19 protein-coding genes are annotated in these 21,393 nt (G+C 50.5%); 16 read left to right on the top strand and 3 right to left on the bottom strand.

Going from position 1 to position 21,393, the window contains the following annotated elements; translation table 11 throughout:
- The first annotated feature begins 1 nt into the window (after window position 1).
- The 7 genes from sufC (at window position 2) to ndk (ending at window position 5,175) form a co-directional block, all read left to right on the top strand.
- Window positions 2-763, top strand: a complete 762-nt coding sequence (gene sufC / locus AC4PME_RS03300; protein ID WP_119502019.1) for a Fe-S cluster assembly ATPase SufC — start codon at window positions 2-4, stop codon at window positions 761-763.
- Window positions 760-2,019: a Fe-S cluster assembly protein SufD gene (gene sufD, locus AC4PME_RS03295; protein WP_491044925.1), complete on the top strand. Its 1,260-nt coding sequence runs from the start codon at window positions 760-762 to the stop codon at window positions 2,017-2,019. Before sufC ends, sufD begins: the two co-directional genes overlap by 4 nt.
- Window positions 2,016-3,233 (top strand): aminotransferase class V-fold PLP-dependent enzyme, encoded by a 1,218-nt coding sequence (locus tag AC4PME_RS03290; RefSeq protein ID WP_491044924.1) that lies wholly within the window; start codon window positions 2,016-2,018, stop codon window positions 3,231-3,233. The genes sufD and AC4PME_RS03290 overlap by 4 nt, the downstream gene beginning before the upstream one ends.
- 12 nt (window positions 3,234-3,245) lie before the next feature.
- Complete coding sequence (locus tag AC4PME_RS03285) at window positions 3,246-3,602, top strand: HesB/IscA family protein (protein WP_474842616.1); 357 nt, start codon at window positions 3,246-3,248, stop codon at window positions 3,600-3,602.
- 24 nt (window positions 3,603-3,626) lie between these two features.
- Window positions 3,627-4,148 (top strand): putative Fe-S cluster assembly protein SufT, encoded by a 522-nt coding sequence (gene sufT / locus AC4PME_RS03280; RefSeq protein ID WP_303573035.1) that lies wholly within the window; start codon window positions 3,627-3,629, stop codon window positions 4,146-4,148.
- A gap of 21 nt (window positions 4,149-4,169) precedes the next feature.
- Window positions 4,170-4,583 carry a SufE family protein gene (locus AC4PME_RS03275; RefSeq protein ID WP_119503435.1) on the top strand — a complete coding sequence of 138 codons (414 nt, stop codon included), beginning with the start codon at window positions 4,170-4,172 and terminating at the stop codon, window positions 4,581-4,583.
- A gap of 160 nt (window positions 4,584-4,743) precedes the next feature.
- Window positions 4,744-5,175, top strand: coding sequence for a nucleoside-diphosphate kinase (gene ndk, locus AC4PME_RS03270; RefSeq protein ID WP_070125710.1), 432 nt, complete (start codon window positions 4,744-4,746; stop codon window positions 5,173-5,175).
- 117 nt (window positions 5,176-5,292) lie between these two features.
- On the opposite strand, the gene AC4PME_RS03265 is transcribed toward ndk, so the two are convergent.
- The gene (locus tag AC4PME_RS03265) at window positions 5,293-7,428 is read right to left on the bottom strand and encodes a M3 family metallopeptidase (protein WP_491044923.1); all 2,136 of its coding nucleotides are present in this window, start codon (window positions 7,426-7,428) and stop codon (window positions 5,293-5,295) included.
- A 444-nt stretch (window positions 7,429-7,872) separates the two neighbouring features.
- Here AC4PME_RS03265 and rlmN point away from each other — a divergent pair, with 444 nt between their 5' ends.
- The 8 genes from rlmN (at window position 7,873) to der (ending at window position 17,202) form a co-directional block, all read left to right on the top strand.
- Entirely contained in the window at window positions 7,873-8,991 is a 1,119-nt protein-coding gene (gene rlmN / locus AC4PME_RS03260; protein ID WP_119502012.1) for a dual-specificity RNA methyltransferase RlmN, read from the top strand.
- Window positions 8,992-9,017: 26 nt separating this feature from the next.
- Entirely contained in the window at window positions 9,018-10,112 is a 1,095-nt protein-coding gene (gene pilW, locus AC4PME_RS03255; protein WP_491044922.1) for a type IV pilus biogenesis/stability protein PilW, read from the top strand.
- 17 nt (window positions 10,113-10,129) lie between these two features.
- Complete coding sequence (locus AC4PME_RS03250) at window positions 10,130-11,131, top strand: RodZ domain-containing protein (RefSeq protein WP_491044921.1); 1,002 nt, start codon at window positions 10,130-10,132, stop codon at window positions 11,129-11,131.
- 2 nt (window positions 11,132-11,133) lie between these two features.
- On the top strand, window positions 11,134-12,255 hold the full coding sequence (ispG, locus tag AC4PME_RS03245) for a flavodoxin-dependent (E)-4-hydroxy-3-methylbut-2-enyl-diphosphate synthase (protein WP_119502009.1): 1,122 nt from the start codon (window positions 11,134-11,136) through the stop codon (window positions 12,253-12,255).
- 133 nt (window positions 12,256-12,388) lie between these two features.
- The gene (gene hisS / locus AC4PME_RS03240; protein ID WP_491044920.1) at window positions 12,389-13,660 is read left to right on the top strand and encodes a histidine--tRNA ligase; all 1,272 of its coding nucleotides are present in this window, start codon (window positions 12,389-12,391) and stop codon (window positions 13,658-13,660) included.
- 51 nt (window positions 13,661-13,711) lie between these two features.
- A complete protein-coding gene (locus tag AC4PME_RS03235; protein ID WP_491044919.1) occupies window positions 13,712-14,332 on the top strand; it encodes a YfgM family protein in 621 nt (206 codons plus the stop codon).
- A 20-nt stretch (window positions 14,333-14,352) separates the two neighbouring features.
- On the top strand, window positions 14,353-15,609 hold the full coding sequence (gene bamB / locus AC4PME_RS03230) for an outer membrane protein assembly factor BamB (RefSeq protein ID WP_119502007.1): 1,257 nt from the start codon (window positions 14,353-14,355) through the stop codon (window positions 15,607-15,609).
- A 147-nt stretch (window positions 15,610-15,756) separates the two neighbouring features.
- A complete protein-coding gene (gene der / locus AC4PME_RS03225; RefSeq protein WP_119502006.1) occupies window positions 15,757-17,202 on the top strand; it encodes a ribosome biogenesis GTPase Der in 1,446 nt (481 codons plus the stop codon).
- Between the two features lie 9 nt (window positions 17,203-17,211).
- Here the strand turns inward: der and AC4PME_RS03220 are convergent, their stop codons facing one another.
- A complete protein-coding gene (locus AC4PME_RS03220) occupies window positions 17,212-18,318 on the bottom strand; it encodes a hypothetical protein (protein WP_491044918.1) in 1,107 nt (368 codons plus the stop codon).
- 74 nt (window positions 18,319-18,392) lie between these two features.
- Window positions 18,393-19,748 (bottom strand): exodeoxyribonuclease VII large subunit, encoded by a 1,356-nt coding sequence (gene xseA / locus AC4PME_RS03215; protein WP_491044917.1) that lies wholly within the window; start codon window positions 19,746-19,748, stop codon window positions 18,393-18,395.
- A gap of 103 nt (window positions 19,749-19,851) precedes the next feature.
- Between xseA and guaB the strand changes: the two genes are divergently transcribed.
- The gene (gene guaB, locus AC4PME_RS03210) at window positions 19,852-21,321 is read left to right on the top strand and encodes an IMP dehydrogenase (RefSeq protein ID WP_491044916.1); all 1,470 of its coding nucleotides are present in this window, start codon (window positions 19,852-19,854) and stop codon (window positions 21,319-21,321) included.
- Window positions 21,322-21,393 lie beyond the last annotated feature (72 nt).

The raw sequence follows: 21,393 nt of genomic DNA, 5'->3' as shown, positions 1-21,393 counted from the left end.
AATGCTAAAAATTTCTAATCTACATGCCAGCGTCGAAGAAAAGACCATCATTAAAGGTCTGGATCTGGAGATTGGTCCGGGTGAAGTACACGCTATCATGGGCCCTAACGGTGCGGGTAAATCCACGCTGGGCTATGTACTGTCTGGCCGTGACGGCTACGAAGTGTCTGACGGTACGGTAGAACTGAACGGTAAAGACTTACTGGATTTAGACGTAGAAGAACGTGCCCGCGAAGGCCTGTTCCTGGCATTTCAGTACCCGGTAGAAATTCCGGGCGTTTCCAACATGGAATTCATGAAGGAATCGGTGAATGCCATGCGCGAACAACGTGGTGAAGAGCCGCTGACTGCCGCAGAATTCCTTAAAAAAGCGAAAGAAGCCTGCAAACAGGTTCAACTGCCGCTGGATTTCCTTAAGCGCGGCGTAAACGAAGGCTTCTCCGGTGGTGAGAAAAAGCGTAACGAAATCATGCAAATGATTCTGCTTGAGCCGTCGCTGTGTATTCTCGACGAATCAGACTCCGGTCTGGACGTTGACGCGTTGCAGGTTGTCGCTGACGGCGTAAACAGCCAGCGCGACGACAAGCGCAGTTTCATCGTGGTAACCCACTATCAGCGTCTGCTGGACTACATCAAACCGGACTTCGTACACATTCTGGCCGACGGCAAAATCGTCAAGAGCGGCGATGCGTCACTGGCGCTGGAAGTTGAGAAAAACGGTTACGCTTTCTTAGGTAAAAAATACGAGGAGAGTGAAGCATGAGCCAATGGCTGGAACAAGTCATTGACAACGCTCAGGATGTTTCTGACTTCCTTTCTTCACAACGTAAAAAGTCACTGGCAGCGCTGCAGGAGCAGGGCTGGCCGGGTAAGCGTGCCGAGCAATGGCGTTTTACCCCGCTGACCAGCGTTGAGAAACGTAAAGCAATCAAAGCGAAGGTGACAGAAGAACCTGCTGTGCCGCAGATTGATAAGCTGGATACTATCGATCTGGTATTCGCTGACGGCAAGCTGGTGACTGACATCAGTGAACTGTCATTGCCTAAAGGTCTGAAAATCAAGTCACTGAAAAAAGCCGGTGACGACGAACAGGCGGCTATCAAAAGTATTTTTGCGAAGATTAAACCTGCTCGTCACACCTTCGGACTGGTAAACGACGCCGTGTCTAAACAAGGCGTGTTCATCGATGTCGCTGCAGGGGCAAAAATCAAACCGGTTGTGCGGGTTTTGAACCTCAGCACTCTGGCAGGCGATGCCCATACCCGCGTACTGGTGCGTTTGGGTGAAGCGGCCAGGTTGACTGTTATTGAACACGGTGAAGGCACGGCTGACAGCCTGACGACGGCATTTGCTGAATACAGCATTGCAGATCATGCGCAGCTGGAACATTATCGTTTTGCCCTGTTTACCGGTAAAGCGAAACAAATCGGTGGCAGTCACTTTAAGCTCGGTGAAGAAGCCAGCCTGAACAGCACACTGGTTGGCTATGGCAGCGAATTAAGCCGTCTTGATATCGACGTTTGGCATGCCGGTGAGCACGCTAATGCGAAAATGAACGCCATTTATCTGCTGGCGGAAGGTGAACTGTTCGACCTGCATACTACTCTGGAGCACGCCGTTCCTAACGGTACATCAGAAGAAAATGCCCGCGGTATTGTAGGTGACGGTGCCCGCGCTGTATTTAACGGTCGTATCCATATACACCGCGATGCCCAGAAAACCCTGGCAGAACTGAATAACCGTAACCTGTTACTATCACGCCGCTCGCTGATTAATACCAAGCCTGAGCTTGAAATTTATGCGGATGACGTGAAATGTGCTCACGGCGCTACGGTTGCAGAAATCGATGATACGGCACTGTATTATATGCTGAGCCGCGGTATTCCCCGCAGTAAGGCGCTGGTCATGCTGAATTTCGGCTTTATTCAGGAACTGGTCACCCAAATTCCGAAAGAAGCCATTGCTGACTGGTTGCTGCCCAAACTCAGCGAACGTTTTGCCTCTATGGAGGTAAAATGAGTCTGGACGTGCAGGCCCTGAGGGCGCAATTTCCGATCCTCAGCCGCAAGGTGAACGGCAAACCGCTGGTCTATCTGGATAATGCAGCAACCACACAGAAGCCACAGGCAGTGCTGGATGCCATTATGGATTTCTACACCACTACGAATGCCAACGTGCACCGTGGTGCTCATGCGCTATCCGATGAAGCCACACGACGCTTTGAAAAAGCCCGTGACGACGTGGCCGCGTTTATTAACGCGAATGACCGTAAAGAAGTGATCTGGACAGCCGGTACTACCGAAGCCATTAATCTGGTTGCGAAAGGCCTGGGTCAGTTGCTGAAAGCCGGTGATGAAGTTGTGGTTACTGAAATGGAACACCACGCGAACCTCGTGACCTGGCAGCAAGCCTGTAAGGTGTCCGGTGCCACATTAAAAGTTGCGCCCATCTTTGATTCCGGTGAGCTGGATACAGACGCCTTTACTGCGCTGCTGAACACCAATACCCGCCTGGTGGCTTTTCCCCATGTATCCAATGCGTTGGGTACGCTGAATCCGGTGAAACTGCTCACGGCGAAAGCGAAAGAGCACGGGGCGCTGGTGTTAGTCGACGGCGCTCAGGGCATTGCTCATGGCGGTGTTGATGTGCAGGATATTGGCTGCGACTTCTATGCGTTTTCCGGCCACAAGCTATTTGGCCCTACCGGCACCGGTGTGCTGTGGGGACGGGCAAACGTATTGCAGGACTGGCCGGTATGGCTGACCGGCGGTGAAATGATTGCCGATGTGACCTATCAGGATGCGACCTGGGGCGAACTGCCTAACCGTCTTGAAGCCGGAACGCCGAATATTGCCGGTGCTGTAGGTCTTGCCGCTGCGGTTAACTGGTTCTCAGCGTTGGATACCCATGCAGTACAGGCCCATGAAAAGGCATTGCTGGCCAGTGCTCATGAACAGGCTGAAGCCTTTGATGGCATGCGAATTGTTGGTACTGCACCGGCTAAAATGGGTGTAATGAGCTTTATTCTTGACGGCATTCACCCGGCTGATGTGGGTTACATTCTTGATCAGCAGGGCGTTGCTATCCGTACCGGTGATAACTGTGCGCAGCCGCTGATGAAGAAGTTTAATATTCCCGGCACGGCCCGCGCATCATTTTCTATTTATAACACCCTTGATGAAGTGGACGTTCTGTTCAGTGCGCTTCGCAAGGCTCATATGATGCTTGCTTGATAAGGAGGCAACATGTCCGTAGAAACGTTTATACCCTCTACTACCGTTATTTCTCTGACCGACAGTGCGGTAAAGCACTTTGAGAAAAAAGTCGCATCCAGACCAGGCAGCGTTATCCGCCTGTCTACTAAGGTCAGCGGCTGCACCGGTTACGCTTATGTGCTGGATCTGGCCGATGCGCCTGAAGCAGATGACGAACTGGTTTCTGCCAGCGATGCCCTTACGGTGGCGGTAGCGAAAGATGCGGTGAAGTTTGTCAGAAATACCGAAATTGATTACGTTCAGGAAGGGATCAATGGCGTAATCAAGTACAACAATCCTAATGTCGTGGACGAATGTGGCTGCGGCGAAAGCTTCAATATCGGTTAATACGTTTTGGCTAAAGCACAAAAAATGGTAGTCACGGAACGTGACTGCAAAGCACGCCTTGTTCCGGCCGGGCAAATTTCTACCATTCCCGGCGGGGAGTTCGTCTCTATCACTCAGGAACTGGGTGGCAATTACACCATCACCTGGCGTGGTAATATGTATCGTATCGACGGGACTGATGCTGATGCCATTGGCCGTAAACCGATGGTACTGAATTTTGATGCACCGGCAGACGGCAATATCGATGAGCAACAGGTGTGGGACGCGCTGGAAACGATTTATGATCCGGAAATCCCGATTAATCTGGTGTCTCTGGGGCTGATATATAAAGTGTCTGTGGACCAGGATAAAAAATCTGTTGCTGTAGACATGACCCTGACTGCGCCCGGCTGCGGCATGGGACCGGTACTGGTAGGCGACGTGGAATATCGCATCGGTATGGTGCCCCACGTTGACTCAGTGCACGTTGAACTGGTGTTTGATCCTCCCTGGTCCCGCGATAAAATGAGCGAAGAAGCACAGCTCGAAGCCGGTTTGTTTTTCTAAGAAAAGGTTTTCAACATGACAATGTCACTCCCCGGTAGCCAGGAAATTATTGATGATCTGGCCTTTTTTGATGACTGGGAACAACGTTATCAGTACATTATCGATCTGGGAAAGTCTATCCCCGGGTTGCCGGACGATGAGAAAACGCCGGATAAACTGGTTAAAGGCTGCCAGAGCAGCGTGTGGCTTGAGTCACGGGTTGAAAATGGTCTGGTTAAATTTTCTGTAGACAGTGATGCAGTGATTGTTCAGGGATTACTGGCCCTGGTCATGGCGGCGTATAATAACAAAACGCCCCGTCAGATCCTGGATTTTGATGTTGATGCGTACTTTGCAGAACTCGATCTTGAGCGTCATATTACCCCCACACGGGGTAACGGCTTAAGAGCTATTGTTGCGAAAATTCAGGCACTGGCCAAACGTTCAGTTAACTGATTTTCTGAGCGTATTGTCATAAAATCGTCATCACTGTATGACTACACTTTCCGGCTGCGTCAAATGGCAGGGAAGTGATTGACGATTCCCTCTGGTCAACTGGTCTGGAATTGCCTATAATTCGCGGCCAAAATTTTAATGATTCATTGGAGACAGAAGAATGGCTCTTGAGCGTACATTTTCTATTATCAAGCCTGATGCGGTAGCTAAAAACGTAATCGGTGCAATTTACAACCGTTTTGAAACTGCTGGTCTGCGCATCGTAGCATCTAAAATGCTGCACCTGAGCAAAGAACAGGCTGAAGGTTTCTACGCAGAACACAAAGAGCGTCCTTTCTTCGGCGCGCTGGTAGACTTCATGACTTCTGGTCCGGTAATGGTTCAGGTACTTGAAGGCGAAAATGCGGTTGTTAAAAACCGTGAAATCATGGGCGCGACTAACCCGGCTGATGCTGCTGCGGGTACTCTGCGTTCTGATTACGCTGCGTCTATCGACGAAAACGCGGTACACGGTTCTGATGCACCGGAATCTGCTGCTCGTGAAATTGCATACTTCTTCTCTGACGAAGAAATCTGCCCGCGCACCCGTTAATTTTTAACGATTGCGTAAAAAAAGGAGAGCCCCCGGCTCTCCTTTTTTGTGTCTGCAACGCAGTGTCTGAAAAGCAGACACAACAAAGTTATCGCTGTGTCTGTTTCATGCCGTTGCTTAGTCGGTTAAGCCGCGACGTTTCATCAGCGCATCTACTGTAGGTTCCTGACCACGGAACTCAACGTAGTTCTCCATCAAATCTTCACTGTTGCCTTTAGACAGAATTTCTTTGCGGAACAGATCGCCGTTTTCACGGGTCAGGCCACCATTTTCTGCCATATGGGCAAAGGCATCTGCTGCAAGCACTTCTGTCCACAGGTAAGCATAATAACCGGCTGAATAACCACCGGCGAAGGTGTGACTGAAATAGGCGGATTTGTAGCGGGGAGGTACCGGCGCATAATCAATGCCGTGCTTCTCCAGAGCTGCTTTTTCAAAAGCAGCCACATCTTTGACTTCCTCATCCGCGCCAATCATGTGCCATTCCATATCCAGCAGAGCGGCAGCCAGATATTCCACTGTGTTGAAGCCCTGGTTGAAGCTGACAGCTTTCATTACTTTATCCAGCAGAGCCTGAGGAATGGGTTCTCCGGTTTTGTAATGTTTGGCGTAGTTTGCCAGTACTGCAGGATCGATAGCCCAGTCTTCATTAAACTGAGACGGGAATTCAACGAAGTCGCGGGCCGTGTTCGTGCCGGCCAGGCTTGGATATTTTACCAGCGAGAACAGACCGTGATCTGCGTGACCGAATTCATGGAACAGGGTAGTGGTCTCGTCGAATGACAGTAAAGTGGGTTCACCCGGCGCCGGCTTAACAATATTAAGCTCGTTGTAGACAACAGGCTTAGTACCATTCATGAACGACTGGGTAACGAATTCACTCATCCACGCACCACCGCTCTTGCCTTCACGGGCGTAAGGGTCGAAATAGAATAAACCAATGTTAGAACCATCTTCATTGAAGACTTCAAACAGACGGGCATCATCGACATACACAGGTAAATCAGTACGCTCTTTAAAGGTAATGCCGTACAGCTTTTCCATCGCAAAGAACAGGCCGTTTTCCAGCACGGAGTTCAGTTCGAAGTAAGGTTTAACTTCACTGTCGTCCAGATCGTATTTTGCTTTACGGACTTTCTCAGCATAATACGCCCAGTCCCACGGCTGTACATCACCTGTTACGCCATCAGCGTGCATGACTTCTTCAATGGCAGCCGCTTCTTCTTTGGCTTTTTCCACTGCCTGCGGTGCCAGGTCGTCCAGGATTTTAAAGACATTTTCAGGTTTCTTCGCCATCTGGTTTTCAATGGCATAGGAGGCCCAGTTAGGGTAACCAAGTAATGCTGCTTTCTCAGCACGCAGGTGTGTCAGTTCCAGAATAATCGGGCCGTTGACATCCATCGCACGGTTCGCTGATTTTTCCCAGATTTTCTTACGCAGCTCACGGTTTTCCAGGCTGGTCAGAATGGGTTGGCGGGTGGTGTTAACCAGGCTGATCATATAGCCGTCTTTATCCGCACCTTCTGCCGCTGACTTCAGGCTCGCTTTGTCGCTGTCAGAAAGACCGGCCAGTTCAGATTCATCAGTAACGATGATGGTGTCGTTTTTAAAAGAGGCCAGAATATTCTGCGAGAACTGAGTTTGCAGCTTTGTGATCTGCTCATTAATGCCACGTACCTTCGCTTTCTGCTCTTCAGTCAGGTTGGCACCGGCGCGGACAAACTGCTCGTAGGTTTTTTCCGTCAGACGCTTATCTTCTTTGTTCAGGCTGTCTTTATTCTCATAAACGGTTTTTACCCGTTCAAACAGCTTGCTGTTCAGATGAATGCTGTCACTGTGCGCAGTGAGGCGCGGAGACATTTCAGCTTCAATACGCTGAATTTCTTTATCAGAAATGATACTGGATAAGTTAAAGAAAATGGTAGCAACGCGGGTCAGCAACTCACCGCTTTTTTCCATTGCCAGAATGGTATTTTCAAACGTGGCCGGAGCTTCATTACCTGCAATGGCATCTATCTCAGCAGTATGCTCTTCCATGCCAAGTTCAAAAGCGGGTTCATAATTAGCAGTCTCGATTTTATCGAAATCCGGCGCCTGATAGTCCAGCGTACTGGGCTTTAACAGCACGTTTTCAGCTTGCACAGTTTTCTCCTCAGCAGATGCTGTGGCAGAGTGGGATTCTTCTTTGGCAGGGCTGCAGGCGGTCAGTGCCAGTGCGGCAGCTATCGCTGTTGCCATTAGTGACTTTCGCATTAGGTTCTCCATTGATGTCCCGGTTTGTTTTCCGGGTTATTGTTGTAACCGGTGAGAGGCTTCATTGAGGAACACAGGTTCCTTTGAAAACCGGCTTCATTCCTACTCTAGCAACACCGGCGTGAGCGGACAATATTAGCAGTCCCGCTGAACCGCATGTTTATCGTGAAAACTCAGATTTCACCGCTTTCTAAGCCGGTTTCCCTATGATAGAATGCGCGGCTAAAATTTGTGCAGTCAATGCAGTGCCGGTAAAGCGAATTTTCGCTGTTACCGCCCGTTCCTGCGGGCCCTTTCAGGCGGTTTCTTCCGCCGTCACCGGCAAGCTCTCACGGAAGACATTTTATTCGCACCCCGCACGGCATGTATCTTTGCATTTTACGGGGCCGGACCGCTGCACGTTATGAATATGATTAAGACAGAATTCGGGGTCATCGACGACTTATGGCAAAGACAAACCTTTTAAATCTGAACCGCGCAGCTTTGCGGGAATTTTTCGCTGACATTGGCGAGAAGCCTTTCCGTGCTGACCAGGTGATGAAATGGATTTATCAGCAAGGTGTCAGCGATTTTAATGAGATGAGTAATCTTAATAAAAACCTGCGGGCTAAATTGCTGGAAAATGCAGAAGTTGTTGCGCCTGAAATTGCTTACTACCAGGAAGCCAGCGACGGCACAATTAAGTTTGCTCTGGCGCTGGAAGGCGGACAGGAAGTCGAGTCAGTGTGGATCCCTGAAGCAGAACGGGCCACCCTTTGCGTTTCTTCGCAAGTTGGCTGTGCGCTGGAATGTACTTTCTGTTCCACGGCGCAGCAAGGCTTCAACCGTAATCTGTCTGTCAGCGAAATTATCGGTCAGGTATGGCGTGTGGCAACCTTCCTGGGCCTGTCGAAAGATACATCTAAGCGACCCATTACCAATGTGGTAATGATGGGCATGGGTGAGCCATTGCTGAATCTTAAGAATGTCGTACCTGCTATGGATTTAATGCTGGATGACTTTGGTTTTGGTCTGTCAAAACGCCGTGTCACGCTGAGTACATCAGGCGTCGTTCCTGCGCTGGATATGCTGGGCGATCAGATTGACGTAGCGCTGGCTATTTCTCTGCACGCTCCGACAGATGAACTTCGCAATGAAATCGTTCCTATTAATAAGAAATACAATATTGAGACGTTTCTTGCCGGTGTACGCCGTTATCTCAGTAAGTCCCGCGCGAATCAGGGCAAGGTAACCGTAGAATACGTTATGCTCTCGAACATAAATGACAGTACCGACCAGGCACACCAATTGGCAAAAGTGCTTAAAGAAACACCGTGCAAAATTAACCTTATCCCGTTTAATCCGTATCCGGGTTCACCTTACCTGTGCTCAAGCAATTCCCGTATTGACCGCTTTGCCAAAGTGCTGATGGGCTACGGCCTGACAGTGGTTGTGCGGAAAACCCGTGGCGACGATATTGATGCTGCATGTGGTCAGTTAGTAGGCGATGTGGTCGACCGTACGAAACGAATGTTAAAGAAACAGATGAAAGGTGAAGCAATTTCAGTAAAAATGGCGCAGTAAGGAATTAATTAAGAGGTAGGAGCTTCATGCGATTAGGCGTACTTGCTCTCGTTATTGCACTGACAGGATGTGTAAGCCAGAGCCAGCAAAACGGGTATTCTGGCGATGATTTTGATATGGAACAGGCCGCAAAGACCCGAATTTCTCTGGGCCTGACTTACCTTAAAAACGGCAATTACCAGCAAGCCAAAGTGAATCTGGACAAAGCGCTGGAATTCGCTCCCAGGTATGCTGACGCGCATTATTCGCTGGCATACTATTACCAGACCGTGGAAGAGTGGGGCAGAGCTGAACAGTCTTACGAGAATGCTCTGGATCTGGCGCCCCGCAATGCCGAAATTGCCAACAGCTACGGTGCTTTTCTTTGTCAGCAGAAAAAATATGACAAAGCTAATGACTTTTACAGCAAAGCACTGAATAACCTGCAATACGCAAATTCAGCGCAAACTTACGAAAATATGGCTATCTGTGCCGCTGACCAGGGCAAGCGTGAAGAAGCCATCGGCTATCTTACAAATGCGCTGAACCATCAGCCCGGCCGTTCCAAAAGCCTCTTCATGCTGACTCAGCTTTACGTTGAAACCGGACAATGGGACGAGGCTGAATCTGTTATGCGTCGTTATGAGCGTGTTTCCCGTGTGAGCCCCGAATCTGTGACGCTGGCTATCGCTATTGCTGAAGGGAAAGGCGATGCTGAGACCGCGCAGGGATACGGCGAAATGCTGGTCACTATGTATCCTCAGAGTGAGGAAGCAAAGGCCTACCGGGAAAGTATTATCCGCAAAGCCAATGCCTCTGCGCAAATAGTGCGCCGGGTAAAACCGAAGGCAGAAGCTCAGGCTAAAGCACAAAAGGTGGTCAGCCCTGAAAGCGCTCCGGTCAGCAAAGAGCCTGCTCCGGTACAAAATGCAGCTGCTGCTGGTCAGAATGAACCGCAACCTGATTTACCGGTACTGGAAGACCCGCAAACCCGCTATCATGAAGTGAAACCGGGCGAAAATTTGTATCGCATTTCACTGAAATACAACATTAAAATGTCGCGCTTACAGGCCTGGAATAAACTCGCCGATCCCGGTGATATCGAGGTAGGTATGCGTTTACGTCTTTCGCCCGAAAAATAACACCCACAAGGTATTCAATGAGCACAAACGAAAACCCGGTTGATGAACAGAACACGGCTCCCACTCCCGGCGAAATGTTGCGGGATGCGCGGGAGAAAGCCGGATTAAGTCAGCAACAAATGGCTGATAAACTGTTTTTGAAACTGAAAAATGTCGTGGATATCGAAAATGATCATCTGGACGAAGCAATGTCGGCAACGTTCCAGAAAGGCTATGTCCGCATGTATGCCAGACAACTGGGCATTCAGGAAGCGCCGGTCATCGACAGTTTTAACCGGCTGCATACTGTCACCAGACCGCCGGCACGTTTACAGAGTTTCTCAAAGCGCGTAGCAAAGCAGGCCCATGACGATCGCTGGATGATGGTCACCTGGATCATGTTGCTGTTACTGGTGGTGGCGCTGGTGGCCTGGTGGTATCAGCAGTCTGACGGTTTGACGTTCTCTGAACCCTCCGCTGAAAAAGAAGCTGCAACAACCCGCTCAGAATCCCCGCAAGCAGCAGACCCTGCTGTGAGTGAATCTGCACAGCCGTCACTTTCAGTCACTGAGGAAGCTTCAGACTCCGCAATTGAATCTGCTGCTGCGGACACGAACCCTGAGGATACAGCGCCTTTGCAGGCTGACATTCAGCCTGAAGGTGACCAACCTGAAGCTGACGTATCAGATGTCGCAGAAAGCGCACCGGAGGAAAGCAGCACCGACATGACCGGCGTTGATGATGCCTCCGCAGCCGGTGACAATGCAGAAACAACTGATATTACCGGCGCGGCTACTGTGGAGCTGGTACTTACCTTCGCCGAAGATTGCTGGATTAATATCGAAGATGCCACTGGCGAAGCTATCGCTTATGGTGTGAAAGCCTCCGGACGGGTGATGCCTGTGAGTGGCCAGCCGCCGTTTAAAGTAACTTTAGGTGCACCTGATGGTGTGAGTATTACCTATGACGATGAAGCCGTTGATATTTCCGCGTTTCAGGTTGGCAGAATCGCCCGCTTCACGTTACCAATGCAGGACTAATCATGTTTACTGAAAGCCCCGTCAAACGTCGTAAATCTACGCGCATTAATGTGGGAAGCGTACCTGTCGGTGATGGCGCACCCATTGCTGTACAGTCTATGACAAATACGCCGACAACGGATGTCGATGCTACTGTGGCTCAAATCAAACGTATCGTCGCGGTGGGCGGTGAAATCGTGCGGGTCTCTGTACCTACGATGGAAGCGGCAGAAGCATTTAAAGCTATCCGTGCACAAGTCTCAGTGCCTTTGGTGGCAGATATCCATTTTGATTACCGCATTGCCCTGAAAGTGGCGGAATATGGTGTAGATTGCCTGCGTATTAACCCCGGCAACATTGGCAACATGGAACGGGTTAAATCTGTGGTGGACTGCGCCAGAGACAAAAATATTCCTATCCGTATCGGTGTGAACGGTGGTTCACTGGAGCGGGACCTGCAGGAAAAGTACGGCGAGCCTACTCCTGAAGCGCTGGTTGAGTCAGCCATGCGCCACGTTGATATTCTGGACAAGCTTAACTTCGACCAGTTTAAGGTCAGTGTGAAAGCCTCCGATGTATTCCTGGCAGTCGGTGCATACCGCTTGCTGGCTCAGCAAATTGATCAGCCGCTGCATCTGGGTATTACAGAAGCCGGCGGACAACGTGCCGGTGCCGTGAAAAGTGCGGTAGGTCTGGGTATGTTACTAGCTGAAGGGATCGGAGATACCCTGCGTGTTTCTCTGGCCGCTGACCCGGTTGAAGAAATCAAAGTAGGTTTTGATATCCTTAAGTCGCTGCGTATACGCTCAAGAGGCATCAATTTTATTGCCTGTCCGAGTTGCTCCCGTCAGGAGTTTGATGTCATCGGTACGGTGAACGCACTGGAACAGCGTGTGGAAGATATTTTAACGCCCATGGATGTGTCCATAATCGGTTGCGTTGTTAACGGACCCGGTGAGGCTGAGGTGTCTGATTTAGGTCTGACCGGCGCGCGCAATATGAGCGGTTTCTACGAAGACGGTAAACGTCAGCGTGAGCGCCTGGCTAACGATGACCTGGTGGATCAGCTCGAGCGTCGTATCCGTGCAAAAGCGTCCCGTCTGGATGAAGCAAACAAGATTCCGGTCTCGGTAAAAGAATCGTAAAACCTGTGGGGCGAAATGCGGCACAATGAGATAACAAATGCGCCGCTCCGCCGTCAGGGAAGTAACATTGTTGTTTAATACTAAAGCCCCTATAATGCGGGGCTTTTAAGTTTCAGGTAAATGAGAATTTCAGGTGGCTAAGACAATTCAGGCAATCCGTGGAATGAACGACTGCCTGCCGGAAGTGTCCGGTACGTGGCAGCGAGTGGAGTCCACCCTGCGTCAGGTGGTAGCCAGTTACGGTTATCAGGAAATCCGTACTCCTATTGTAGAGAGTACCGATTTATTTAAACGCTCTATCGGTGAAGTGACTGATATCGTTGAAAAAGAAATGTATACCTTCGAAGACAGAAACGGCGACAGCCTGACACTGCGTCCCGAAGGCACGGCGAGCACAGTTCGCGCTGGTAATGAACATGGTTTGTTATATAACCAGCAGCAACGACTGTGGTACATGGGACCCATGTTCCGTCACGAGCGTCCGCAAAAGGGCCGTTACCGTCAGTTTCACCAGTTTGGTGTAGAGACCTATGGTCTCGACGGACCGGATATCGATGTTGAAGTGATCCTGCTGAGTGCCCGCATCTGGAAAGCATTTGGCATCAGTGATCAGGTGACCCTGCAAATTAACTCTCTGGGCTCTAATGAGGCCCGTCGCTTGTACCGTGAAGCGTTGACTGAATATCTGCGGGCACGTGCTGACCAGCTCGATGAAGACTCTCTCCGCCGTATTGAAACCAATCCTCTGCGTGTACTGGACAGTAAAAATCCCGATGTGCAGGCGGCGATTCAGGATGCGCCATCACTGCTTGATCACCTGGACGAAGAATCCAAAACACATTTTTCAAATTTATGTGAACGATTATCGCAGGCGGGCATCCAATACGAGGTTAATCCACGACTGGTACGCGGGCTCGACTACTACAACCGCACTGTTTTTGAGTGGGTAACAGACAGTCTGGGCGCTCAGGGCACAGTGTGTGCCGGTGGCCGTTACGACGGTCTGGTTGAGCAGTTGGGTGGCAAAGCCACGCCGGCAGTGGGCTTTGCTATGGGTATGGAGCGGCTGGTATTGCTGTTAACTACCTTGCAGGCCACTGAACAGGATAATATTGCTGCTGATGTGTACGTTACCTCAATGGGCGCTGATGCCTATGCCCTTGAAGTGGCGGAGCTGCTGCGGGACAGTTGTCCTTCCATGCGGGTTATGATGCATTGCGGCGGCGGCAACTTTAAGAAACAGTTGAAGCGTGCTGATAAGACCGGTGCAGGTTATGCTGTGTTACTTGGCAGCGAAGAAGCTGAGAATAAAGTAGCGACAGTGAAACCGCTGCGTTCTGACGGTGAACAAAAGACGGTAGCACTGGCTGAACTGGCCGGTATGTTGTCAGAGTTAGTGGATTAAGTGCTGCCGGCGGGCAGCCGGCAGAAAGAAGTCGATTTAGAGGTTAAGTACATGGAACATTTCGCCACAGAAGAACAACAAGTCGAAGCGATTAAAAAGTTTTGGAAAGACAATGGCGCGGCCATTTTGATTGGTGCTGTATTAGGTCTGGGAGGCCTGTGGGGCTGGCGTTATTATTCTGATGCCCAGCGCACAGCAAAAGAACAGGCCTCTGCGGACTATCAGGTGGCAGTCGAATCTATTGAAGCTGATGGCAACGCCGGGAAGCTGGACAGTTTTCTGGGTAAAACAGAAAGTAGTGGTTATGCCACTATCGGTGGTCTGGTTGCTGCGCAACAAGCCGTAAGCAACAACGATTATGATGCGGCTGTGAAAGCACTCACAGCAGTAAAAGACCAGGCAGCAGATGCGCACCTGGCAACCATTGCTTCACTGCGTCTTGCCCGTATTCAACTGGAACAGGGTAATGACGATGCCGCGCTGTCTACGCTTAAAGCGGTTAATGACAGTGCGTTTGATGGCAACGTGAAAGAAATCGAAGGCGATGTCTATGTGGCGCAGGAAAAATATGACGCGGCACGCATGGCTTACACTGAAGCGTTAGAAGCCGCCAGCGGTAATGTTCTGCTGGAAATGAAGCTGGACAATCTGCCAGTTCTGGCAAGCGAATAACTATAATAGAGGTATCGGATTTGTTAACGAAAACGTGTGGCCGTACAGGCCGGATTACACGGGCTGCCGGACTGGCGCTGGCGCTGTCAGTATCGCTGTCAGGATGTACAACTATTTCAGACTGGTTTGTCGATGACGAAGAGTTAGAAATCCGCAGACTCGCGCCACTGGACGCACAGTTTGTACCCACAGTGAACTGGGAAGCAGAAGTGGGTGAGGGAATCGACAGCTATTTCTCACACCTGCGCCCTGTGTATGCCAATGAGAAATTATATGTTGCCGACCGTCATGGCACGGTAGCGGCACTGGATCCTGAAAGTGGTGAAACACTGTGGGAACAGAACTTTGCTATCTTCAAAGATGAGGGCATGTTCTCCTCTGTAAGCAATCTTTGGAAAAGCGGTGCATCTGCCAAGATCGGCGGGTTGTCTGTTGACGGAAGCCGTGTTTTCGTTGGTACTGAAGATGGCGTACTGATGTCACTGAATGCTGAAACCGGTGAGGTAAACTGGACGCAAACCGTTAATGGTGAAATTCTTGCTTCACCGGTTACCGGCGACAATCTGGTTATCGTTAACACTGGCTCAGGTATTCTTTATGCGCTGGACGTTGAAACCGGTGAGCAGGTCTGGGAACAGGTTGGTGATGTACCGCCATTGACCCTTCGCGGCATTTCTACGCCTGCTGTCAGTAACGGTGGTGTGATTCTGGGTACGCCTACGGGTAAGATTCAGGTGAACATTCTGGATTCCGGACTGATTGCCTGGGAAACACCGATCACTGCGCCCAGCGGTGCGACTGAACTTGAACGTATCGTTGATGTGGATTCTGCGCCTTTAATGTATGGCGGCACTATTTACGCTATTTCTTACAACGGTACACTGGCAGCGGTTGAGTTACGATCAGGGCGGGTTATCTGGAAGCGTGAATATGCCTCCTACCGTAATGTGACGATGGACGGTAATACACTGTACGTAGTCGATAATAACTCTCACGTGTATGCACTGGACCGCCGTAACGGTGTTGAACTGTGGTCGCAGAGCGGCTTGAAAAAGCGCGTACTGACGGCAGCTGAGCCAGCCGGCGACTATCTGGTTGTGGGTGATAAGTGGGGCTTGCTGCACTGGATCAATAAAGAAGACGGAAAAATTGTCGCCCGGTACGACCTGGGCGGCGACGATGAAGATGAATCAGTATTCGCAGCCCCTGTTTATACCGGTAACGCGGTCATTGCCGTTACCCGTGAAGGTGATGTTGCTTCGTTTTCAGTCCCTTAAGTATTACGCCATCCAATCTCTTTTTCGCGCCGTTCCGGTTTAGCTGACGGCGCCTGCTAATATAGGGTATAATCGCCCGATTCATTCAGTAGCCGCGAGTTCCGCGGCTACTGCATTTTTAAACCAGTTTATTTTAGGACTTCAAGCATGTTGCCTGTTGTTGCCCTCGTGGGTCGCCCGAATGTGGGTAAATCTACATTGTTTAACCGATTAACCAACACCCGTGATGCACTGGTTGCAGACTTTCCCGGTTTGACCCGGGACCGGAAATACGGGCAGGCGACCTGGGAGCAAAAGCAATTCATTGTTGTAGATACCGGCGGTATCACCGGCGATGAAGAAGGGATTGATGCAGAAATGGCGCATCAGTCGCTGCGTGCTATTGATGAAGCAGATGTGGTTCTGTTCCTCGTTGATGCCCGTGCAGGCTTGTTACCTGCGGATATCGGCATTGCAGAACACTTACGTAAAGTGAACAAGAAGCTGTTTGTGGTTGCCAACAAAGTCGACGGCATCGACGGCGACAGTGAAAGCGCTGATTTCTATACTCTTGGTCTTGGCACCATCCACCAGATTGCTGCCGCTCACGGCCGTGGCGTTTCTCTGTTACTGGAACAGGCGCTGACACCTCTGGCGGAAGAATTTCCGGACATGCAGGTGCAGCCAAAAGAGGTTCATGAAGAACTGGACGCTGAGCAGCAGTTAGAAAGGCTGAAGAACCTCCCGATTAAACTGGCTATTGTAGGCAAACCCAATGTGGGTAAATCCACGCTGACCAACCGTATTCTGGGTGAAGACCGAGTGGTTGTGTTCGATATGCCGGGTACTACCCGTGACAGTGTCTACATTCCTCTTGAGCGCGACGGGCGGGAGTATATCCTTATTGATACAGCCGGTGTGCGCCGCCGTAAGCGCGTTGCTGATGCAGTTGAAAAATTCTCTATTGTTAAAACATTACAGGCTATAGAAGAAGCCAACGTTGTGTTAATGGTGATTGATGCCCGTGAAGGGATTGCGGATCAGGATCTCAGCTTATTGGGTTACATTCTGAATTCCGGCCGTTCTCTGGTGGTCGCAGTGAATAAATGGGACGGTCTGAGCACAGACATTAAAGATGATATCAAGCGGGAGCTTGACCGTCGTCTCGGGTTCATTGACTTTGCCCGTTTGCATTTTATATCGGCTCTGCACGGCTCCGGTGTGGGTAATTTGTTTGAGTCAGTGATTGAGGCTTATGACAGTGCTACCCAGCGCGTGGGCACGGCTATGCTTACCCAAATCATGGAAATGGCTCAGGCAGAGCACCAGCCTCCAATGGTTCGTGGTCGCCGTGTGAAAATGAAATACGCCCACGCCGGTGGTTATAACCCGCCGGTTATCGTGATCCACGGCAACCAGGTCGACGATCTGCCGGGGTCTTATAAACGTTATCTGATGAACTATTACCGTAAGTCACTGAAAGTGATGGGAACGCCTATTAAAATAGAGTTCCGTGAAGGGGCGAACCCGTTTGAAGGTAAGAAGAATCAGCTTACGCTGGCGCAGCAGCGCAAACGTAAGCGTATGATGGCATTCCACAAAAGCAAGAAGTAAGCCCCGTCCTTATTGCGCTGATGACATACCTCTGATGGTTTTCATCAGCGCGGATTCACCCGGTACTTCAATCGCCGGCAGCGCCGCTGACACCAGATTATCAGCTATTCTGGGTGGAAATGTGGTGGACAATGTCACCAGCTTATCTTTCATTTCAAAAACATAAGTCGTCGCGAATAATGGCTCACCGGGTTCATTTTCTGCATGCACGGCCATACGGTAACCATTAAAGCGTTGTGAAGCCGAATTTACCGTGAAAGCTGATACCGGACTGTCTGTGATCAGCGTGAGTCCCTGTGCGGCCGACATCTGTGTCGCTTCTTTCAGATTTTCTTCCAGTGCTGCCTGTAGCCTTTGGGATTCAGGCATGGATAAGTCCATCAGCACCGGTCCGACAGTAATATCTATCAGTGCGTCATCAAATTCAGGGTGGCTGTAACGGCTGATAATACCTTTAAACGGATCAGGATAATGCTGGGTATCCTGAAGGATAAATTCGCCGATGGATTGAGGCAGGACCAGCTCTGAATTGTAGTCGCTGGCACCCAGCGCGGTGAAAAGGTATTCAGCAGAGAAAACAGATTTTCGCAGCGACGCCAGCCACCAGGTGTCCAGTATTTCTGATGCAAGTTCAGTGACAGGCTTTTCCGTTTTTGAGTAAGTTTCAAATCGTTGAGAGTCTATTTCCACCCCACGCCATTGCACGGTGAATTCAGTAAAATAATGCGGCGTGGTGTTTGCCGGCCATAAGCCTGCTGTAGCTGAGTGGAGTGAAACGCCGTCACTATCGTTATCAGCAACCTGTGCTGATAACGATGCTATGAGGATTTCATAGTCAGCGGCATCTGACTCTGTCAGTACATCATCAAACCAGTTCTTTTCTTTGAGAATAGCGGCAAATTCATTCCCGGCAATAGCATCTTCAATACAACTATCAGTGGCATTGACCTGTTGGCAGCGGGCACTCATGGTTTCCCCGGGCCAGGTGGAAAACAGTGCTACGGGAGCCGCAACATGATATTTGGGTAAAAACGAAGGCGCGGGCGCGGGTTTTTCTGGCACTTGCTGACAACCGGTTATCAAAACCAGTGGCAACAGACTGCAAACCTTATTCACAAAGATTCCTGATATCGGGAAGGATTAGGGGAGGGCTAGTGTGACTTAACCCCGGCCCGTGCTCAAGTGTCTTTTCACAGACTTTTCTTCACAGTGGTCACCTTACTGATAATTTCGCCACTGGCAAGGCGGGTGGTGATTTCATCCCCCTCACTGACTTCCGTTGATGACAGTATTGGCTTATCGTCAGCAAAAGTGATGCTGTAGCCACGTGTGAGTGTTTGGAGCGGGCTCACTGAATTCAGTAATTGTGCCTGACCCTGCAATTGCCTGTTTTTACTTTCAAGCAGGCGCTGCACCGATTTTTTCAGCGCGCTGTCGAGCTGACTGCAACGGTCTTGCAGGCGGACCACCCGGTTTGCGGGGTTTTGTCTGTCCAGCCTGCGCAGCAGGTTATTCAGCCTGGTGGCATAACCTGCGATCCGTGACTCCATAGCATGACTCAGGGCCAGTGCTGCGCGATCCAGAGACTGTGACTGACTTTGCAAGCGTCGCTCCGGATGCACCGCTTTCAGGCGCTGCTGTAATACGGCGAGCTGGTGTTGCTGTTGTCTGAACTGTTGTTGCCAGGCACGGTTAAGTGCTGTCGCTTTTTGCTGAACAAACGCCAGGCGTTCACTCTGATCCCGGCTTAACAGCTCAGCACCTGCTGACGGAGTAGGGGCGCGCACGTCTGCCACAAAGTCGGCAATGGTTACATCCACTTCGTGACCCACCGCACTCACCACCGGCACCGGTGATGCAGAAATACAATGGGCCAGCGCCTCATCATTAAAGCACCATAAGTCTTCCAGCGATCCGCCACCCCGGGTGAGCAGTATGACATCGACTTCATCGCGATGGTACGCAGTTTCCAGCGCATGGATAATTTGTGCAGGGGCCTGTTCGCCTTGTACCAGGGTGGGATACACGATGACTTCTGTTGCCGGGCTGCGGCGTTTCAGCACGGTGAGAACATCGTGCAAGGCAGCACCGGCCGAAGAGGTGACCACACCGATTTTATTAATTACCTGAGGGACAGGGCGCTTCGCATCGGCGTCAAACAAGCCGTCGCGCTGTAATTTCAGTTTCAGGGCCTCAAAGGCTTGTTTCAGCGCGCCGTCACCGTCAGCTTCAAGATGTTCAATAACCAGTTGATAGTCGCCCCGTGGCTCATACAAGCCCACAGAAGCGCGCACTAACACTTTGTCGCCTTCCTTCGGTCGCTGTTTTACATAGCGGTTCGACCCCTTGAACATGGCCGCCCGTACCTGGGCCTTGTTGTCTTTCAGGGTGAAATACCAGTGTCCAGAGGAGGCCGCGACGAAATTAGAGATTTCTGCAGACAACCAGACAAGGCCGATTTCGCCTTCCAGTACGGTCCTTGCCAGCCTGTTCAGCTTGGTCACAGTGAGAATTTGACGGGATGTAGAAGGGGAATTAAACAGCATAAATAAAAAATCATCAGGTTTAGGACAATTAGAGTTTACCTGATTTAGAAAAAACACTACAATTGCGCCGCAATTAACTCTCCACTTATTCAGGTGTTATTGCATGCTCAGAATCATTCAAGAAGCTCTTACTTTTGATGATGTACTGCTGGTACCGGGGCACTCTACTGTCCTTCCTCATACAGCAAACCTCCATACTAAACTGACTCGCGGCGTGTCGCTGAATATCCCTATGGTATCTGCATCTATGGATACTGTTACGGAAGCGCGTCTGGCGATTGCCCTTGCCCAGGAAGGCGGCATCGGCTTTATTCACAAAAACATGGAGCCGGCAGAGCAGGCAAATCACGTACGTGAAGTGAAAAAATACGAAAGCGGTGTGGTTTCAGACCCTGTAACCGTAGAACAGACCACGGCTATCGGCGAAGTACTCGCGATGAGCAAGAAACTGGGTTATTCCGGTTTCCCTGTGACTGATAAAGATAACAACCTCATCGGTATCGTCACCGGACGTGATATGCGCTTCCAGAACCGTCTTGATTTACCGGTTAGTCAGGTTATGACTCCGAAAGATAAGCTGGTAACAGTAAAAGAAGGTGCAGACTCTAAAGAAGTACTGGATCTGATGCACGCAAACCGTATCGAGAAAATTCTGGTCGTTGACGATGCCTTCAAACTGACCGGTCTTATTACCGTTAAAGATTTCCAGAAAGCGGAAAGCAAACCAAACGCATGTAAAGACTCACTGGGTCGTCTGCGTGTTGGCGCAGCCGTTGGCGTAGGTGCCGGTACTGACGAGCGTATTGCCGGTCTGGTTGAGGCAGGCGTTGACGTACTGCTTATCGATACTTCACACGGTCACTCACAGGGCGTAATCGATCAGGTTGCCCGTATTCGTGGTGCGTATCCTGACTTACAAATCATTGCCGGTAACGTGGCAACAGCAGCGGGTGCGAAAGCACTGGCTGATGCCGGTGTTGATGGTGTTAAAGTAGGGATTGGTCCTGGTTCTATCTGTACAACCCGTATTGTTACCGGTTGTGGTGTACCTCAAATCACTGCCATCGCTGATGCGGTTGATGCCCTTGAAGGTACAGGTATTCCTGTTATCGCAGACGGCGGTATCCGTTTCTCCGGTGACATCGCTAAAGCACTGGCAGCCGGTGCAAGCTGCGTAATGGTGGGTAGTATGCTGGCCGGTACTGAAGAAGCGCCGGGTGAAGTTGAACTGTATCAGGGCCGTTACTACAAGTCTTACCGTGGAATGGGCTCGCTGGGTGCGATGAATCAGCGTCACGGTTCTTCTGACCGTTACTTCCAGGCATCAGATAATGCTGAGAAGCTGGTACCGGAAGGTATCGAAGGCCGCGTAGCATATAAAGGCCCAATTGCGACCATCATCCATCAGCAAATGGGCGGCCTGCGCTCAGCCATGGGTCTGACTGGCTGTGAAGATATTCCTACGCTGAACACCAAAGCACAGTTTGTGCGCGTAACGTCAGCGGGCATGGGCGAGTCTCACGTACACGATGTGAGTATCACCAAAGAAGCGCCAAACTACCGTTTGGGCTAATCGCCGCTAAACTAGTATTTTGTCAGGCTGGTATCTCTACCAGCCTTTCTGTTTTATTTAACGGGTAAAAAC

The sequence above is a fragment of the Alteromonas sp. genome (genome assembly GCF_984505615.1).
The sequence above is the reverse complement of the archived record's forward strand: the minus strand, read 5'-3'. Positions and strand labels throughout refer to the sequence as shown.

Excerpts from the sequence above, each read along its gene's own strand:
- sufC (WP_119502019.1), top strand. The coding sequence starts at position 2 with ATGCTAAAAATTTCTAATCTACATGCCAGCGTCGAAGAAAAGACCATC.
- sufD (WP_491044925.1), top strand. The coding sequence starts at position 760 with ATGAGCCAATGGCTGGAACAAGTCATTGACAACGCTCAGGATGTTTCT.
- AC4PME_RS03290 (WP_491044924.1), top strand. The coding sequence starts at position 2,016 with ATGAGTCTGGACGTGCAGGCCCTGAGGGCGCAATTTCCGATCCTCAGC.
- AC4PME_RS03285 (WP_474842616.1), top strand. The coding sequence starts at position 3,246 with ATGTCCGTAGAAACGTTTATACCCTCTACTACCGTTATTTCTCTGACC.
- sufT (WP_303573035.1), top strand. The coding sequence starts at position 3,627 with ATGGTAGTCACGGAACGTGACTGCAAAGCACGCCTTGTTCCGGCCGGG.
- AC4PME_RS03275 (WP_119503435.1), top strand. The coding sequence starts at position 4,170 with ATGTCACTCCCCGGTAGCCAGGAAATTATTGATGATCTGGCCTTTTTT.
- ndk (WP_070125710.1), top strand. The coding sequence starts at position 4,744 with ATGGCTCTTGAGCGTACATTTTCTATTATCAAGCCTGATGCGGTAGCT.
- AC4PME_RS03265 (WP_491044923.1), bottom strand. The coding sequence starts at position 7,428 with ATGCGAAAGTCACTAATGGCAACAGCGATAGCTGCCGCACTGGCACTG.
- rlmN (WP_119502012.1), top strand. The coding sequence starts at position 7,873 with ATGGCAAAGACAAACCTTTTAAATCTGAACCGCGCAGCTTTGCGGGAA.
- pilW (WP_491044922.1), top strand. The coding sequence starts at position 9,018 with ATGCGATTAGGCGTACTTGCTCTCGTTATTGCACTGACAGGATGTGTA.
- AC4PME_RS03250 (WP_491044921.1), top strand. The coding sequence starts at position 10,130 with ATGAGCACAAACGAAAACCCGGTTGATGAACAGAACACGGCTCCCACT.
- ispG (WP_119502009.1), top strand. The coding sequence starts at position 11,134 with ATGTTTACTGAAAGCCCCGTCAAACGTCGTAAATCTACGCGCATTAAT.
- AC4PME_RS03235 (WP_491044919.1), top strand. The coding sequence starts at position 13,712 with ATGGAACATTTCGCCACAGAAGAACAACAAGTCGAAGCGATTAAAAAG.
- der (WP_119502006.1), top strand. The coding sequence starts at position 15,757 with ATGTTGCCTGTTGTTGCCCTCGTGGGTCGCCCGAATGTGGGTAAATCT.
- xseA (WP_491044917.1), bottom strand. The coding sequence starts at position 19,748 with ATGCTGTTTAATTCCCCTTCTACATCCCGTCAAATTCTCACTGTGACC.
- guaB (WP_491044916.1), top strand. The coding sequence starts at position 19,852 with ATGCTCAGAATCATTCAAGAAGCTCTTACTTTTGATGATGTACTGCTG.